Source organism: Rickettsiales bacterium Ac37b (genome assembly GCA_000746585.2).
Classification (GTDB): Bacteria; Pseudomonadota; Alphaproteobacteria; order Rickettsiales; family Arcanibacteraceae; genus Ac37b.
On record CP009217.2, the window covers coordinates 727,097 to 744,055 of the forward strand.

Consider the following 16,959-nt stretch of genomic DNA (forward strand, 5'->3'; position numbering starts at 1 on the left):
GGCAACCTATTGAATTGTTGACTTATCATTGTCTTTGTTATTTGTCTGTTATTTCTTCATTCTTAAACTGAGCATCATATATAAAAGATACTGCATCAGAAACTTTTTTAATTTTTTCTGCTATATCATCAGAAATACTACAGTTAAATTCTTCTTCAAAAGCCATTACTAGCTCTACCTGATCTAAACTATCAGTACCTAAATCATCTGCAAAACTAGCTTCCATAGTAACTTTCTCTGCTTCAACATTACAATGGTCAATTACTATTTTTTTTACACGTTCTTCTATCTCGTCTCTATTAATTTTTTTTTGCTTGTCATTCATACACTTTTCCTCTTTAAAGTTTGTCTTACAAAAGATCAAAAATATTTTCTGGGTTATAACACTTAGTTTAATAAATTTCCACAAAAATATTTACGTCATCAACATCCCCCCATTTATATGTATTGTTTGTCCTGTAATATAAGACGATTCTTCACTAGCTAAAAATACTACACTATAAGCAATATCCTCAGGCGTACCAAATCTTCCTAGAGGAATTTTTTTCAAATGTATTGCTTGTTGCTCTTCTGTTAATACTTCTGTCATAGGAGTAACAATAAATCCTGGCGCTATACAATTAACCGTAATGTTTCTACTTGCCACTTCCAAAGCCAAAGATTTAGACATTGCTACTAGACCGCCTTTAGAAGCCGCATAATTAGCCTGCCCTAAGTTACCAGTCACTCCAACAATAGACGATATATTAATTATACGACCATATCTGTTTTTTATCATATGTTTAATAGCTGCACGATTTAATATAAAATTAGCATTTAAATTAATTTGTATTACTTCAGAAAAATCTTCATTTTTCATACGCATTGCCAAAGTATCTCTAGTTATTCCTGCATTACAAACTATTATATCTATTTTACCTAATAATGTTTCAGCCTCAGGTATCAACGCTTCTACTTCCTCAATCTTAGAAAGGTTACAAGATTTGATATATACTCTTTCTCCTAAGTCATTTGCTATTTTTTCTAGTATCTCTGTTTTTGTACCTGAAATCAATATAGTAGCACCTTGGGCATGTAATTCTTTCGCGATAGCCTTACCTATTCCACCTGATGCTCCCGTAACAACAACTGTCCTGCCCGATAAATCAAACATTTAAACTCCTTATAATTAGTAGATAGTAAATTGATTTAAATTCGAGACACAGTTAGCTCAAAGCTCTCTTACTATTTGTAGGCTTCGCTTATTGCTCCTAGTCCCAAATACAACTTAATTTACTATAGTTATGCTCCTGCACTTAAAGAAAATCCTACTTTATCATCAAAACTGTAGAGATTTTCTGTTTTTATGAAATCAAACCCTTGAGCATTTAGTTTATTCAATAAATAAATTATGTGCTCATGCGTAGTCTTTTTTTCCTGATTATTTAGTACAAAACGGGCATTCCAATGGTCCCCCCCTCCTCGATTAAAACTATTTTCTTCTACAGGCCATATTTTAAGCCCTCTACATGAAAGTACTTGTAATCTTAATTCTCCATCAGCAATACTATTTAATTTTTCTGCTAATTCTATACCATCTTTAGACCAATCAAAATAAATATCTACCCCTACTAATTGTTTACTTTCTACTGTCTGATCTACCAAATTTTGGTGCATAGTATTTTTTAAACTATCTTTATACTCAACAGCTTGCATTTTAGTGGGTTTTTCTCCTAATCTTGCAATAATTTCTTGTGCAAATTCCTTAGTACCTACCTTCTTGTTGCTATATTCTTCTCTATAAATATCAGCTGTATGGATACCATCTTCAAGCGTTTTCAACCAAGCATTATGTATTTTGCTTGCAATATCGCCTTGTCCAAGATGGACTAACATCATAATACTCGCATGCAACAACCCTGAAGGATTAGCACGATTTTGATCTGCTATAAGCGGCGCAGAACCGTGTATTGCCTCAAACATAGCATATTCAGCACCTATATTCGCAGAACCAGCTAACCCAACTGAACCAGAAGTTTCCGCTACAATATCGGATATTATATCGCCATATAGATTCGATGTGACCACTACATCAAAATTCTCTGGTGTATTAGCTAATCTAGCTGCCCCTATATCAATAATATAATGATCTTTTTCTATTTGAGGATAAGATTCTGCTATTTCATCAAACACTTTATGAAATAGACCATCTGTCATTTTCATAATATTATCTTTGCTTAAACAAGTAACTTTTCTACGATTATTATTTACGGCATATTCAAAAGCATATCTTATAATACGTTCACAACCAGAACGAGAAATCATTTTTATTGCATGACACATATCACGTGTTTGTCTATATTCAATACCAGTATAAAGATCCTCTTCATTTTCTCTAACAATTACTAAATTCATAGCAGGGTGAAAAGTTTTTACAAAAGGTGGATATGCTATACATGGTCTAACATTCGCATAAAGACTTAAGCTTTTTCTTAATGTAACATTTAAACTTTTATATCCCCCGCCTTGAGGAGTAGTAATTGGTCCTTTAAGTAATATCTTTGTATTTTTTAGAGATTCCCACATATCAGGCCCTATCCCCGTATTATATCCTCGTTCATATAATACTTTGCCCACTTCCACTGTTTGGATAGTTATTCTTGCTTTAGCATATTTTAACACTTCTAATACTGCTTCAGTAATTTCAGGACCTATTCCATCACCATAAGCAACTGTTATTGGATAACTACCTTGCGTCATATGAACCTCTAAAAAATAAAAGTTACTCTTAAAATATAATTCATCATATATCAGCAGTAAACAAAAGGCAATCAGTCATTCTTAACTTGTAGCTTTACCAAATAAGAATAAAGGCCTTGTTTTTTTATTAATTCTTGATGAGTGCCAATATCTTCTATTTGCCCTTCACTCATTACTATAATACGGTCTGCATTCATTACTGTTGATAGTCGATGTGCTATTATAATAGTAGTACGCTTTGCCATTAATTCATTTAATGCTTGCTGCACTTGTTGCTCGTTATGATTATCAAGGTTACTAGTTGCTTCATCTAATAATAACACTTGAGGATTAGCAATAATAGCTCTTGCAATTGCTATACGCTGTCTTTCTCCACCCGAAATTCTTACACCTTTTTCTCCTAAGAATGTATGCATTCCTTGTGGTAGCTTTTCTAAAAAATCTAGTATATTTGCGGTAGAAGCAGCACGTCTTATTTCCTGTTCAGTAGCTTCAATTTTTCCATATTTTATATTATCATACGCCGTAGCTGAAAAAATTGTAGCATCCTGCGAAACTAAAGCAAATTGTCCCCTTAATTCTTTTAAAGATAATTCCTGTATATTAATATTATTGAGTTTTATATAACCTTTATTAGGATCATAAAATCTCAGTAATAAATTAAATAAGGTAGTTTTACCAGCCCCTGATGGACCAACTACAGCTACTTTTTCACCCTTATTAATTATAAAGCTAAAATTTTTGAATATTACAGTATCAATACGCGCTGGATAAGAAAATGTAATATTTTCAAATTTAATAGTACTAATTTCGTTATTCCCGAGTGAAATAGGCACAGCTGGATCACATATATCAGATTTTAAATTTAATAATTCAAATAACCTTTCTGATGCAGCTGAAGCTCTTTGTATATCACCTATAACTTCACTTAACCCGCCTATACTACTTGCTACTAAAATCGAATAAAAGATAAAAGATGATAGTTCTCCGGCTGTCATTTTACCATGTATGACATCTCCACCTCCAATCCATAACACTAATAGAATAGATGCAAATACAGTAACTATTACTATACCAGCAAGTAGAGATCTCATTTTAATCCATTGACTAGCAGAAAATAATGCGCTCTCAACATTCAGAACAAAAGCATTATTTTCAAATCTTTCTCTACAAAAAGCCTGTACTATTTTAATCCCATTAATAGTTTCTTCTACATGAGCACCAATATTAGCTATTTTCTCTTGATGAATTTTTGATAACTTTCTTACTTGACGCCCTATTAAAATAATGATTACTAGCACTAAAGGGACAGTAATTATCACACATAATGTTAGTTTTATACTCGTTACTATAAGTAATATAAACCCTCCTATTGCCATTAATAAATTACGCAACGAAGTAGAAAATACTGAACCAATAGTATTACTTAAAAGTAAGGTATCATTAGTTAACCTAGAAATAATATCACTTGTTTTATTAGATTCAAAAAAATTAGGAGAAACATATAAGATGTGATTATATACAGACTTACGTATATCCGCAATAATACCCTCTCCAATATTATTTATGAAATATGCACGTATAAAAGTCGCAATTGCTAACATTATTATTATAGCAAACAATATTAGCAAGGATTTTTGAAGTAAATATGTATCAGCTTGACTAAATCCTTGATCAATTAAAATACCTATTGCTTTACCAAGCATTAATACACTAACTGAAGTAAAAGTTAAAGCTATAAATACCCACATTAACTTTAAACGGTAAGGTATAAAATATTTTAGCATATGCTTTAAAGTATAGGAACGTTGTTCCTTAGTATTAATATTTACCATATTTATATAATACGCTTTAATTCTCCTATTATAAGATCTTCTAACTCTTTACCTTCTTTATCAAGCCATAATTTTTTCGATATATCATAAGAAAAATAATACGTACCAGTAAGCGGAGAAGAAAACCAAATCTGCCGAGAAGGAGAGTGTTTATTAATAACATATTCTTGATTCTTCTCAGAAGCTATATATAATACCTCGTTATTTACAAAATCTATTTCTAAATCATTAAATGCTTCATTAGTTTCAAGCTTTTCATACAAATTTTCTAAACTATTAATGGCTAAAATGTTAAATTCCATGTATATTCCTGTGTAATCATTCATTTCCTATACTTATTAATATACTTTAATATTCATATAACATATGCTATGTATAAAACAATGCAATGGAAATTTATAGAAAAAATTTTAAAAACTATTAAAATACTTAAATGTCTTCACCATCTAAATCTAATAAAAAATTATTAGCTAAAACACCTAATCTTCTCAAACATAAAACCACTAAACCAAGATTCATGCTTTTTAACATTTTCAAACATTTATGCAAGTGGACATTAATAATCATGATATGGTGTCTCACTATTACTGCTAGTATATTACTTTATTATAGCCATGACCTACCTGATTTAACTAAACTTGAACAGCTACAAAAACAAAGATCTATTACTTTACTTAATACCAATAATGAAATCCTAGCTCGTTTTGGTGACTTATATGGTAATTATCTTGATTTCCAGCATATACCTAAAGTTCTCATCCAAGCAGTACTTGCAACTGAAGATAGACGCTTTTTTTACCATCCAGGAATCGATGTTATAGGGTTAATACGTGCTACTTATGCAAACTATAAAGCTGGATATGTAGTACAAGGCGGGAGCACCATCACCCAACAATTAGCTAAAATTATTTTTCTTACGCCCGAGCGTACTATAAAACGCAAGATCCAAGAATTAGTTCTAGCTTTAATCTTAGAAAGGAAATTTACTAAACAACAAATTCTTGCTATATATTTAAATAGGGTATATTTAGGATCAGGAATCTATGGTGTAGATGCTGCAGCTAAATATTATTTTGGCAAAGAAATATCACAAATTAATCTATATGAAGCAGCAATTATAGCTGGATTATTAAAAGCACCCTCACGTTATACTCCTATTAAAAATATTGAATTGTCTGGTAAGCGTGCTTTTCAAATTTTGCTTAATATGAAAGAAGCTGGATTTATTACAGATAATGATATTAAAGCCACTAAACATACTGTAGTATTACTTAATACTTCTGCGCTTGGAAGATTAAAAAATTTATATTTTGCAACTTGGATAGTAGACCAAATCAATAATTTTACTAATGATATAGAGTCTGACCTAATTATAAAAACTACACTTGATCTAAAGTTAGAACAATATGCAGAAGAAGCCGTACAAAAAATTATCAAGCTACATGGGCATAAATATAATACCACAGAAGCTTCTATGGTAGTGCTATCAAAACATGGAGAGGTTTTAGCTATGGTAGGGGGTACGAATTATCATTCAAGCCCATTTAATAGAGCAGTACAAGCACAACGGCAAGCTGGCTCTGCTTTTAAATTATTTGTTTATGCAGCAGCACTAGAGAACGGATACAACACTAAAAGTATTATTTCTGATAGTCCTATTACTATAAATAAGTGGCAACCTAAAAATTATACACGCCAATATTTAGGAGAAATAACCTTAGAAGAATCATTTGCACGCTCCATTAATACAGCTTCTGTAAAACTTTCTGAAAGTATTGGTAGAACAAAAGTAATAAGTTTTGCCCATAAATTAGGCATTACATCATACATACATTCCCATCCAAGTCTTGCTTTAGGAAGCGTAGAAGTAAATTTACTAGAATTAACTAGTGCTTTTGCAACTATCCCTAATAATGGCTATGCATTATGGCCATATGGCATTAAATCTATATATACGCAGAATGGTCGTATATTGTATAAGAGACAAATCTCTACCCCTACTCGTATCATGAACACCCAAACAGTGCTAGACCTAAAAAATTTGCTCCGAAGCGCTGTATCTACAGGTACAGGCAAGTCTGCTCAACTAGAAGAAAGAGCTGCATACGGCAAAACTGGTACCACTCAAGATTATAGAGATGCTTGGTTTATAGGTTTTGCAGGAGACCTTACAGCAGGTGTATGGGTAGGAAATGATAATAATCAACCAATGAAAAAAGTAACGGGTGGTACATTACCTGCTTATATATGGAAAGAATTTATGAATAATGCTCTGGGCAGCAATACAATAATAGACTTACAAACCTTGAAAGAAATTTATCAAGAAGATTCTTTGCCATAATTAAAACTATTAACATAATGTTATAATTTTGGACATAATATGTATTTCCGTAATATTTTTTATATTTATAATTTTTTTACCTTTTAGTATTATAAGATTTTACTTATTAATATTCAGATATATTAACATTTAAATATTTTAAAAATTCTATTATAATAATATAGGTATTATAAATTAAACAATCCAATTTTACGGGGGTATATATGTTTACATTACCACTTCTAAGTACAATCGCACTTACTCCTTTTTTTATTTCCTCAACTAATGCACATGGATATAGTTCAAACCCCATAGCACGTCAAACTAAATGTTTTGAAGATGGTGGATTTAACTACCCGCCTGATGGAAGTGCTATTCCAAATGACGCATGTCGCGAAGCTTTCAAAAAGAGTGGTGTATACCAATTTACTCAGAAACAAGAATTTAGTATGAATGTAGAAAATTATCATGACATTAACAGTGTTAAAGAAAAAATCTCCGATGGTAATTTGTGTAGTGCAGGAGATATGAAGAAATCTGGTATGAATGTTGTTTCAGATACATGGTATAAAAACGATATTAATGTTGATAAGGACGGACATTTTGAAATCAATCTACAATTCTGCGCTACAGCAACACATAATCCTAGTTATTGGGAAGTTTATCTTTCTAAAGAAGATTATAACTCTGGTATCCACCCCCTTAATTGGGATAATTTAGTATTAATTAAAACTATAACTGATATAAAGGCTAAAGATGGTAAAATTCCACACTGTGAAACAAGCCAGTATTATGAGTTTGCCGTAGATAATTTAGATTATCCTATATTAGATTCTCATGAAAATGCTATTTTATATTTAAGATGGCAGCGTGTTGATCCTGCAGGAGAAGGTTTTTATAATTGCCTTGACGTTAATTTTAAAAAAGATACACCTCCTACCCCACCAAGTGATATAACTATTAAACTTACAAATGAACAAATTGTAGATTTACAAGGTAAATTATGCAATAATTATGACCATCCAGTACATAACGAACTTTAATTTTTGTCCCTGGTTTAGTACATTTATCTCCTAAATCAGGGAAATTGCTTTGATCAATAAATACATGTTTTATAAATTTCAATTTATAAAACATGTATAATCATCTGTTATTGACACCTGATTACGCCCCGTAGCTTTTGCCTTATATAACCTCTTATCAGCTAATTTATATAAATCCATTAGGGTAGTAGATGAAATAGATGATGTAGAAGCAACACCTATTGATACTGTACAATTAATTGCAAAATTATATTCTTGTAATACAAAAGTAGACTCGTTAATCAAATTGCGCAAACGTTGCGCTACTTCTTCTGCTTTAACTAATTCTGTATCAGGTAAATATATTCCAAATTCTTCTCCCCCGAGTCTAGCTGCTATATCTGTCGCTCTTATACAGCTTCTTATTTTATCAGCTACCCCTTGTAGAATCTGGTCACCTACATAATGCCCATATTGATCATTAATTCGTTTAAAATAATCTAAATCAATCAATAATATAGATACACTCCTGACATTACCTTTTATTTCTATATCTAAATGCTCAAAAAAACACCTTCTATTAGCCAAATTTGTAAGAGGGTCCGTATATGCTTGTTTCAATAACTTTTCCTTATAGGTAGTTTCAGCTTTCACTCTCGATGTGATATCTCTTAAACAACCTATAACCCCTATCAAATTATTGTCTTGATCATACCATGGATATGTAACATCCGATATCCATATAATACTTTCATCCTTCCGACGTATTAAATAATCAGCTTCCCATTTTTCAAAGTTTTTACATCTATTTTGCACAGCTACGTCTAGTTCTTTAAGATCTATATCTATCATTTGATCTTTAGCAATAAGACGTGCCTTTATTATAAGTGGCCTTAGGCCTGTTAATATAATCTCTTCAACTGTATATCCTAATAGGTTTAATACTTCTGGACTTATATCAACATATAATAATTCAGCATAAGAAAACTTATAATGTGTATCAAAATTACATATCATCTTATTTTTCTTATATTCAATTATGGGTTTCAATATATTCATATTTGCCATTCACATTTAGCATATAACGTATAAATCAATATATTGCTAGTAAAATTTAATCAAATATTTACTTATATAACCTTGTAAACCTATTATTTAATATTATAATGTATTTTAAATATTATCTACATAAAAAATATTTTCTTTTTCAACTTTTCTATGTAAAAACAAATTTTGGAATTATTGGTAAAATCTACAAAATTATATCTTGTTCTTCTAAAGATACTAATTGCTTATATACCAACCGTAATATGTTTTCTATTCCGTGACCTGTAGCGCCTGATAATATATATATTTCTTGTCCGGTCATTTCTCTTAAAATATTTCTTTTATTATACAATTCTTCTTTACTGAGTGCATCACTTTTATTTAATACTATAAATTCTTTTTTACCTATTAATGTGTTATCATAGTTCTTAAGCTCATTTCGTATAGTAGTGTAATCTTGAGTAACGTCTACATTTGTACTATCTATTAAATGAAGTAAAACTCTACATCTTTCTATATGTTTTAAAAATCTGTGTCCTAGTCCAGCACCAAGTGATGCATTTTCTATTAGTCCCGGAATATCCGCTACTACAAATTCATGCTCATCTATATATACAACACCAAGCTGAGGTTTAAGCGTAGTAAACGGATAATCGGCAATCTTTGGTTTTGCTGCTGAAATACGTGAAAGAAGCGTTGATTTACCAGCATTAGGCAAGCCCACCAACCCTACATCTGCAAGCAATTTTAATTTTAACCATACCCATAATTCTTCCCCTTCAAAACCAGGCAGAGATTTTTTAGGTGCTCTATTAATAGAACTCTTATAATATGCATTACCTACACCCCCATTGCCTCCTTTAACCAACACCACTTCTTGTCCTACTTTGTTACAATCAGCAATTAATATTTCATTTTCAGCATCAAAAACTTGCGTACCTACAGGTACATTCAATATCATAGTAGGAGTAGATAAACCACTTCTGTTGCTACCTTTACCATGTCCCCCATTACGAGCTTTAAAATGTTGCTTATAACGAAAATCAATTAAGGTATTAAGTCCAGACACAGCACGTAATATTATATCACCGCCCTTACCTCCATTCCCTCCATCTGGCCCTCCAAAAGGAATATTTTTTTCACGTCGGAAACTAACACATCCAGCACCTCCATCACCAGCTTTTACGTATATTTTTACTTCATCTAAGAATTGCATAATTTTTATACTCGAATATATTATTTTATTCTTTATAGTTTTTTGATTTGAATTAGCATATGTGTTTCTTCCTACTTACCGATGGTTCTTAGCACCGAATGTTAAATCCAATCCTTGGGTAATATTTCTGCTTTTATTTTAGAAATTTGGTTATAATATTTTTCTATAATTGTAAACCTAATTCCATACAATTCACACATCTCCCCTACTTCAGGTACTATTTCGGTATCATACATAATAAGCCCTGCTAATGTACTTACTTGCTCGTCAGGTAATTTCCAACCCAGCTCTCTATTAATATCCCTTATAGTCACTTCTCCTTCAATTATATAGGTAGTAGGGGATAATATTTTTATACCTTGAGATACAGTATCATGCTCATCCTCTATTTGACCCACAATCTCTTCCAATATATCTTCTAACGTCACTACTCCTAATAAATCACTATATTCATCTATAACTAAAGCAAAATGATTACGACGCTTACGGAATTCATGCAACTGGGTAGCCAATGAAGTGTTTTCTAGAACAAACCAAGGAGGTGTTATAATAGAATTTAAGTCCTCCTGGTCTAAAATACCCTTATTATGACGTAATATCCTTACCAAATCCCGCAAATGCAAAACTGATACTATATTATCTGGATCATCTTTCCAGAGAGGTATACGTGTATAAGTGCTACCTAACGCCTGGTCTATTATCTCTTCTATAGATAAATTTATATCTATCGTAAATAATTTTTTTCTATGTATCATCACACTACTTACTGTAGTTTCTGATAAATCTAATATACTATCCAGCATATCACGCTCTGTTTTTACCACAGACCCTTTATGATGATGTAAATCAATTGCTCCTCTTAATTCCTCTGTCCCAGAAATCATTGGATAAGTAGATTTATAACGTATACTGGAAGGTAGTAATAAGTTAATAATAATTTGTATAGACGAAGCTACAGGAGATAATATTTTCATTAACAATCTCACTACAGGTGCTGCAAAAAATGCCGTTTTCTCTGGGTATAAAAATGCATAGCTTTTGGGTAGCACTTCACCAAACATAAATATTACAATTGTCATCAAAAAGCTTGCATATATAATAGTACTTTCTTTATTACCTAATATAGTGATCATGAAAGTGGTACATAAAGCAGCAGCGCAAGTGTTACTTGCACTATTACTTAACAATAATGTACTAATAAACCTTTCTTTATTGGCATGAATATCGCTAACCATAATTGCTTTTTTATGGCCTGACATTTTTAATTTATGCAAAGTAGCTTGAGATATACTAGTAATAGAAGTTTCAGCTGCAGAAAAAAACGCAGATATAATTATTAATCCCACTATACTTAAAACAACTATTACCAAATCTATCATAACTCTTACTAACAAAAGTTTAGCGTGGTATACTTGTACATATACTTGCTAGTTCCTCAATTATAGTATCTACTATCACATTATGTGACATATCGCTACTAGTAATTGTAATATCAGCTTCAGCATATATAGGATATAATTCTTCTATTAACTCTTTTAATATAACGGCTTTATTACCACGCTCCAGTAGCGGTCTAGTTTTTTTACGTGATACTCTCTCGTATAATATATCAAACTCTACTTTTAACCACACTGAAATAGAATACTCCTTAATTAACTTTCTATTCTCTTCTATAGCAAAGCTCTTTCCTCCTGTTGAAAGTATAACAACCTTATTTAACCATTCTTTTATCAGCTGAGTTTCTAATTTGATAAAATACTCTTCTCCTTGATATTTAAATATATCAGCAATTGAACATCCTGCTTTCTTTGCTACTTCAGCATCTGTATCAATAAAAGGTAATTGTAATTTTTGTGCCAATTTCATACCTATAGTAGTTTTACCTGCTCCCATTACCCCAATTAAAACTATAGGTTTTTTAATTAACTCTGTATCCATATTATACTCATTGCAATAAACTTTGTATATTACATATTAAAGATACACATTATGATATTTATATATCAAATATGTTAATATATTAACCATTATAAAGTATAAAATATTACCTATAACTTGTTAAAACATAAATACATAATATACCATAGTCAAATATAAATATATAATGTATATTAGGTAAATGCTTTTGAGAAAATTTAAAATAAGCTTATATTTACTTCAATTTATCGATATAATGAACCATCATCACCTTGAATTATTCTTAGAAATGCTAATTACAGAGCGTGCAGCGACTCAAAACACTATAAGCTCATATAGCAATGACCTTTCATCTTTTTTTAGTTTTCTTGCCCTACATAATAAAAATTGTTTACAATGTGACATAGCTACATTGCGTCATTATATTTCTTCTCTTTCAAGCTATAATAAATCTACTATTTTACGTAAAATTTCTACGCTAAAACAATTTTATAAATTCTTATATTCAGAACAGCTTATATTTAGTAATCCTGCATTGCTACTTGATTCTCCAAGAAAAGGAAGATCTTTACCCAAAGTGCTTTCTGTAAAAGAAATTGAATTATTAATTAATATATCAAAACTTGATTTATCAAGTGAAGGTACAAGACTCACTGCAATGCTTGAAACACTATATGCCACAGGATTACGCGTGTCAGAGCTCATCTCGTTAAAACTTAATAATTTACAATTTTTCTCATCTTCCAGTTCTCAGATTGCTGAACAAACTATAATTGTGAATGGCAAGGGTAATAAAGAAAGGCTCACCATAATTAATAATAATGCAGCTATGGCTATTAATAACTATCTTAATATACGCCATAAATTTATACCTAACATTAATAAATTTAATAACTATCTTTTTCCATCTAATTCCAAAACAGGATATATAACCAGACAACGCTTTGGTCAGTTAATAAAGCAACTTGCTCTACAAGCCAATATGGATCCAAAACGAGTTTCTCCACATGTATTGCGCCATTCATTTGCAAGTCATATTTTAGAACAAGGGGCAGATTTACGCTTTATTCAAGAATTACTTGGCCATGCAGATATTAGTTCTACTCAGATCTATACACATATTCAGCCAAACAAACTTAAGTCCACTGTAGAAAAATTATTACCTTTGATTATCTCATCCAAACATAAAAAGACCCCTGCATAAGAGGCCTTTTTATTCTTAATCATAAGTATAGAACTAATAATAACGATTTTTTCTCTACAACTAGTTATGATTTTTTGTGTTTATATCTACTTAGTTGAAGATTTCTATTTGTTTAATAAGAGCTACCACGAGTTTTTTTCTTTGTTCTGAGTTTCCTCACTCTATTAGCAGATTGTACTCTTACTAACTTACCTTTTTTATCATCCCATGTATATTGAAATGTAAAGGTCTTCTTTTCTGTTACTACAATATCACCATTAGGTAATTGCATAACATCACAGCCTTTCTGTAGCGATTCATTAATCAATACGCTAGCCCTACAAGCGTATCGAACATCATATATCGCACTATCTTCATCTGCACCCTTAGCTTTATCAGATGCCAAATAATCTCCTATGTCTTTTAACAATTGCATTTTACTTCCTCTTTACTCCCATATTGGTAACTTTATGAACCGATTCTGTCTTAATCATAAGTACCATAAATTACAACGCTTATTAACTTATTAGTGCCATTACATGATACTAAATACAGATATAAACGAATTATGTTTCTACCATATATTATAAATGTTAATAAATATATAAACCTCTTTGTAGACATTTGTATTACAAATTGACATATTTACATTTATTAAACTTATTATCTTAACGCATTAAATATCATTTAAATATTCTTGTCAAGATATTATAACTTTGTAAAGTCTTTTTAATATAAGAGTTATATAGTAATTCAATCAGCATTTATCAAGTAATTATTTACTAATAAACTAATTTTTATTATTGTTTTTTTATTATGAAGTATCTTTACAATAAATTTATATAATTCACTGTATTAACTAATTCGTTATAATCAGCATATAAAATACGCTTAGCTTCTGGTAATTGATGCTTAAACCAAGTAATTTGCCTTTTAGCATAGTTTCTAGTCTTCTGTTCACCTAACTTAATTAATTCTGATAAATCTATTGTACCTTCTAGATATTGGATCATTTCAATCATACCTACAGCCTTCTTAACGGCATCTATTTTTATATTTTTTTTAATTAAAACTTTAATTTCTTCTATCACACCATTTTCTATCATATTCTTGAAACGTACGTTACAATTATTATATAAGTAGTTTCTATCTGGCATTAATGTTATTTGTATAAATTGATTTTGGTTATAATACGGAATAATTTTATCTTTTTGCCATTCTATTATAGATTTGCTAGTTTGCTTTATTACCTCAAATGCTCTTATCATACGCTGACTATCTGTATTTCTAATAATACCTTCCACCTTAGGATCTGCTTTAATTAAAGATTGATAAAAACTCTCAGCACCTACCAAATCATATTGATTTCGTATTTCCTCCCTAAGAGTTTCGCTAATTTCTGGTATCTCTGATAGACCGTATATTAAACTACGTATATATAGCCCACTACCCCCTACAATTATGGGTAGTTTATTTTTATTAAACACATTTTCAATTTCGTTAATAGCCAATTTCAAGAAACTTCCTACTGAACATAGCTTATCTGGTTCTAATATACTATAAAGCCTGTGTTCTTGCTGTAATAAATCATCCTTACTTGGCTGCGCCGAAAGAATTGGTATATATTTATATAATTGCAGCGCATCAGCATTAATAATAACTCCATTATATTTTTCCGCTAAATACAATGCCAACCTTGATTTACCAGAAGCAGTAGGTCCTGCTATTACAAGTATTTTTAAGCTCATAATGGCCACACAGCTTTAGGCACTACATTTAAATTATCTATTAAACCTAGTTTCAGCCTTTCTATACCTACCCATCCTATCATTGCAGCATTATCAGTACATAATTCGATGGGAGGTACTAATAATTGAAAATTATTCTTAGTGGCAAGAGTTGACAACCTATCTCTAATAAATCTATTTGATGCCACTCCTCCTGCTATTACCAATGAATTAATTGAGGGATAATACTTATTACAATACTCCAAAGCATTACTTAACCGATCTTCTAAAATTTCTGTTACTGTATATTGAAAAGAAGCACAAATATCACAAATATCTTGTTTTTCTAGTATCTCAAAAGTATCTACTGTACGCTTTACAGCTGTTTTTAGACCAGAAAATGAAAAATTACAGTTTGGCGTACCTCGTAAAGAACGAGGGAATGAAAATCTTAAATTATCACCATACTCTGCATACTTCTCAATATTAGGTCCTCCTGGATAACTTAATTTTAACATTTTAGCTACTTTATCAAATGCCTCTCCCAGCGCATCATCAAGCGTAGTACCTAATTGCTGATATGAACCAACATTTTTGACAATTAAAATTTGGCAATGCCCACCTGAAATTAGTAACAACAAAAAAGGAAACTCTACATCACTTGTAAGCCTTACACTTAAAGCATGTCCTTCCAAATGATTTACTGCAATTAAAGGTTTATTAATAACAGAAGCAATACCCTTAGCCGTCATCAGACCAACTATTAACCCTCCAATAAGGCCAGGTCCTGTAGTAACTGATATAGCATCCAATGCTTCTAAACCAAGATTTGCTTGTTTTAAACTTTGCAAAATTAGGGTATCTAATTTTTCCATGTGCATACGTGCAGCAATTTCAGGCACTACCCCTCCGTAAGGACTATGCTCTGTAAGCTGAGAGTTTACTAAATTAGAAATAATTTCTTTTTTATCGCTGATAATAGCTACCGCAGTTTCATCACAACTGCTTTCAATACCTAAAACTTTAATCAATATATTACCTTAATGAATATTTAGATGGTGCATATTTTTATTGTTATTTACGTGATTTTATTATATTTGTATATAGCAAATATGATGCTATATTACAACAACACTATCATAATTTTACCACATTAAGTTAAAATATTATATAATAGTTATTGATTATAAATGTTATTTATGATAAAAGTCTGGGCAAAGTTCAAAAATGTATCTAGGATACTAGATCAATAATTATTGAATCAACCTCTTTTATTTATGGAGTTTATTATATGAAAAAGTTTTTAGTAGGATGTGCAATTAGTACATCATTATTAGCTTTCAGTGGTGTTGCTTCTGCTCAAGAAATAACACGTGAAGGTTCTGTGTTTACAAAAATTGGTGTACAAGGCATATTCCCTACAGCTGAAAATAAAAGCAAAGATGCTGCTGGTAATGTAGCTAAAAAATCAAAATTTAAAAATGCTGTTGGCGTTGAATTAGCTGGTACATATTTCTTCACCGATAATTTTGCTGCTGAGCTAGGTGTTAGCTATACACAATACAAATTAAAAAATGTAGTTGGTAGTACAGACACATTAAAAACCAATGCGGTACCTGTTACTTTAATGTTACAATACCATACTCCTACTTTTGGTTTTGCTAGCCCATATGTAGGTGCTGGTTACAGCTATGCTTTCTTACAAAGCAAAAAAAATAAAGAATCAACTGTAAAAAGAAAAGCTAAAAATGTATCTGCTCCAGTATTACAAGTTGGTAGTAATTTTGACTTAGGCGAAAGCTTTGGTTTAAATTTAGATGTAAAACAATTCTGGTTAAAACCAAAATATAAAGTTGCAGATAAAAAGGAAAAATATAAAATGAACCCTACAGTTGTGACTTTAGGTGTAACTTATAAGTTCTAGTCTTCAACACTAAATTTTTTATTTTACTT

The 16,959-nt window shown here is 30.8% G+C and carries 16 protein-coding genes; 4 read left to right on the plus strand and 12 right to left on the minus strand.

Translation table 11 applies throughout. From position 1 onward, the window contains the following. Positions 1-37: 37 nt before the first annotated feature. From acpP to NOVO_03650, 5 genes are all read right to left on the minus strand, one after another. Positions 38-325 (minus strand): Acyl carrier protein AcpP, encoded by a 288-nt coding sequence (acpP, locus tag NOVO_03630; protein AIL65112.1) that lies wholly within the window; start codon positions 323-325, stop codon positions 38-40. Positions 326-415: 90 nt separating this feature from the next. Continuing rightward, positions 416-1,153 (minus strand): 3-oxoacyl-[acyl-carrier-protein] reductase FabG, encoded by a 738-nt coding sequence (gene fabG_1, locus NOVO_03635; protein AIL65113.1) that lies wholly within the window; start codon positions 1,151-1,153, stop codon positions 416-418. Positions 1,154-1,281: 128 nt separating this feature from the next. Next, positions 1,282-2,739, minus strand: coding sequence for an Isocitrate dehydrogenase [NADP] (gene icd / locus NOVO_03640; protein AIL65114.1), 1,458 nt, complete (start codon positions 2,737-2,739; stop codon positions 1,282-1,284). Between the two features lie 71 nt (positions 2,740-2,810). Continuing rightward, on the minus strand, positions 2,811-4,574 hold the full coding sequence (gene bmrA / locus NOVO_03645; GenBank protein AIL65115.1) for a Multidrug resistance ABC transporter ATP-binding/permease protein BmrA: 1,764 nt from the start codon (positions 4,572-4,574) through the stop codon (positions 2,811-2,813). 2 nt (positions 4,575-4,576) lie between these two features. After that, positions 4,577-4,876: a frataxin-like protein gene (locus NOVO_03650; GenBank protein ID AIL65116.1), complete on the minus strand. Its 300-nt coding sequence runs from the start codon at positions 4,874-4,876 to the stop codon at positions 4,577-4,579. A gap of 131 nt (positions 4,877-5,007) precedes the next feature. Between NOVO_03650 and pbpD the strand changes: the two genes are divergently transcribed. Further along, positions 5,008-6,915 (plus strand): Penicillin-binding protein 4 precursor, encoded by a 1,908-nt coding sequence (gene pbpD / locus NOVO_03655; GenBank protein AIL65117.1) that lies wholly within the window; start codon positions 5,008-5,010, stop codon positions 6,913-6,915. A 203-nt stretch (positions 6,916-7,118) separates the two neighbouring features. Next, on the plus strand, positions 7,119-7,937 hold the full coding sequence (locus tag NOVO_03660; protein AIL65118.1) for an N-acetylglucosamine-binding protein A: 819 nt from the start codon (positions 7,119-7,121) through the stop codon (positions 7,935-7,937). 78 nt (positions 7,938-8,015) lie between these two features. Here the strand turns inward: NOVO_03660 and pleD_1 are convergent, their stop codons facing one another. From pleD_1 to aroK, 4 genes are all read right to left on the minus strand, one after another. Continuing rightward, positions 8,016-8,975: a Response regulator PleD gene (gene pleD_1 / locus NOVO_03665; GenBank protein AIL65119.1), complete on the minus strand. Its 960-nt coding sequence runs from the start codon at positions 8,973-8,975 to the stop codon at positions 8,016-8,018. Positions 8,976-9,168: 193 nt separating this feature from the next. Next, complete coding sequence (cgtA, locus tag NOVO_03670) at positions 9,169-10,179, minus strand: GTP-binding protein Obg (GenBank protein AIL65120.1); 1,011 nt, start codon at positions 10,177-10,179, stop codon at positions 9,169-9,171. A gap of 101 nt (positions 10,180-10,280) precedes the next feature. Beyond that, on the minus strand, positions 10,281-11,558 hold the full coding sequence (gene yfjD, locus NOVO_03675) for a Putative Mg2+ and Co2+ transporter (GenBank protein ID AIL65121.1): 1,278 nt from the start codon (positions 11,556-11,558) through the stop codon (positions 10,281-10,283). Between the two features lie 19 nt (positions 11,559-11,577). Further along, complete coding sequence (gene aroK, locus NOVO_03680; GenBank protein ID AIL65122.1) at positions 11,578-12,117, minus strand: Shikimate kinase 1; 540 nt, start codon at positions 12,115-12,117, stop codon at positions 11,578-11,580. A gap of 181 nt (positions 12,118-12,298) precedes the next feature. On the opposite strand from aroK, the gene xerD_2 reads away from it, so the two are divergent. Next, positions 12,299-13,300 (plus strand): Tyrosine recombinase XerD, encoded by a 1,002-nt coding sequence (xerD_2, locus tag NOVO_03685; protein AIL65123.1) that lies wholly within the window; start codon positions 12,299-12,301, stop codon positions 13,298-13,300. A gap of 112 nt (positions 13,301-13,412) precedes the next feature. Here xerD_2 and NOVO_03690 read toward each other — a convergent pair whose 3' ends face one another. The 3 genes from NOVO_03690 to gcp all read right to left on the minus strand — a co-directional run bounded on the left by NOVO_03690 (position 13,413) and on the right by gcp (position 16,037). Further along, positions 13,413-13,715, minus strand: a complete 303-nt coding sequence (locus tag NOVO_03690) for a hypothetical protein (GenBank protein AIL65124.1) — start codon at positions 13,713-13,715, stop codon at positions 13,413-13,415. Between the two features lie 391 nt (positions 13,716-14,106). Further along, on the minus strand, positions 14,107-15,027 hold the full coding sequence (gene miaA / locus NOVO_03695) for a tRNA dimethylallyltransferase (GenBank protein ID AIL65125.1): 921 nt from the start codon (positions 15,025-15,027) through the stop codon (positions 14,107-14,109). Continuing rightward, entirely contained in the window at positions 15,024-16,037 is a 1,014-nt protein-coding gene (gene gcp / locus NOVO_03700) for a tRNA N6-adenosine threonylcarbamoyltransferase (protein ID AIL65126.1), read from the minus strand. Before gcp ends, miaA begins: the two co-directional genes overlap by 4 nt. Positions 16,038-16,297: 260 nt before the next feature. On the opposite strand from gcp, the gene NOVO_03705 reads away from it, so the two are divergent. Then, on the plus strand, positions 16,298-16,930 hold the full coding sequence (locus tag NOVO_03705; GenBank protein ID AIL65127.1) for an Outer membrane protein W: 633 nt from the start codon (positions 16,298-16,300) through the stop codon (positions 16,928-16,930). Positions 16,931-16,959 lie beyond the last annotated feature (29 nt).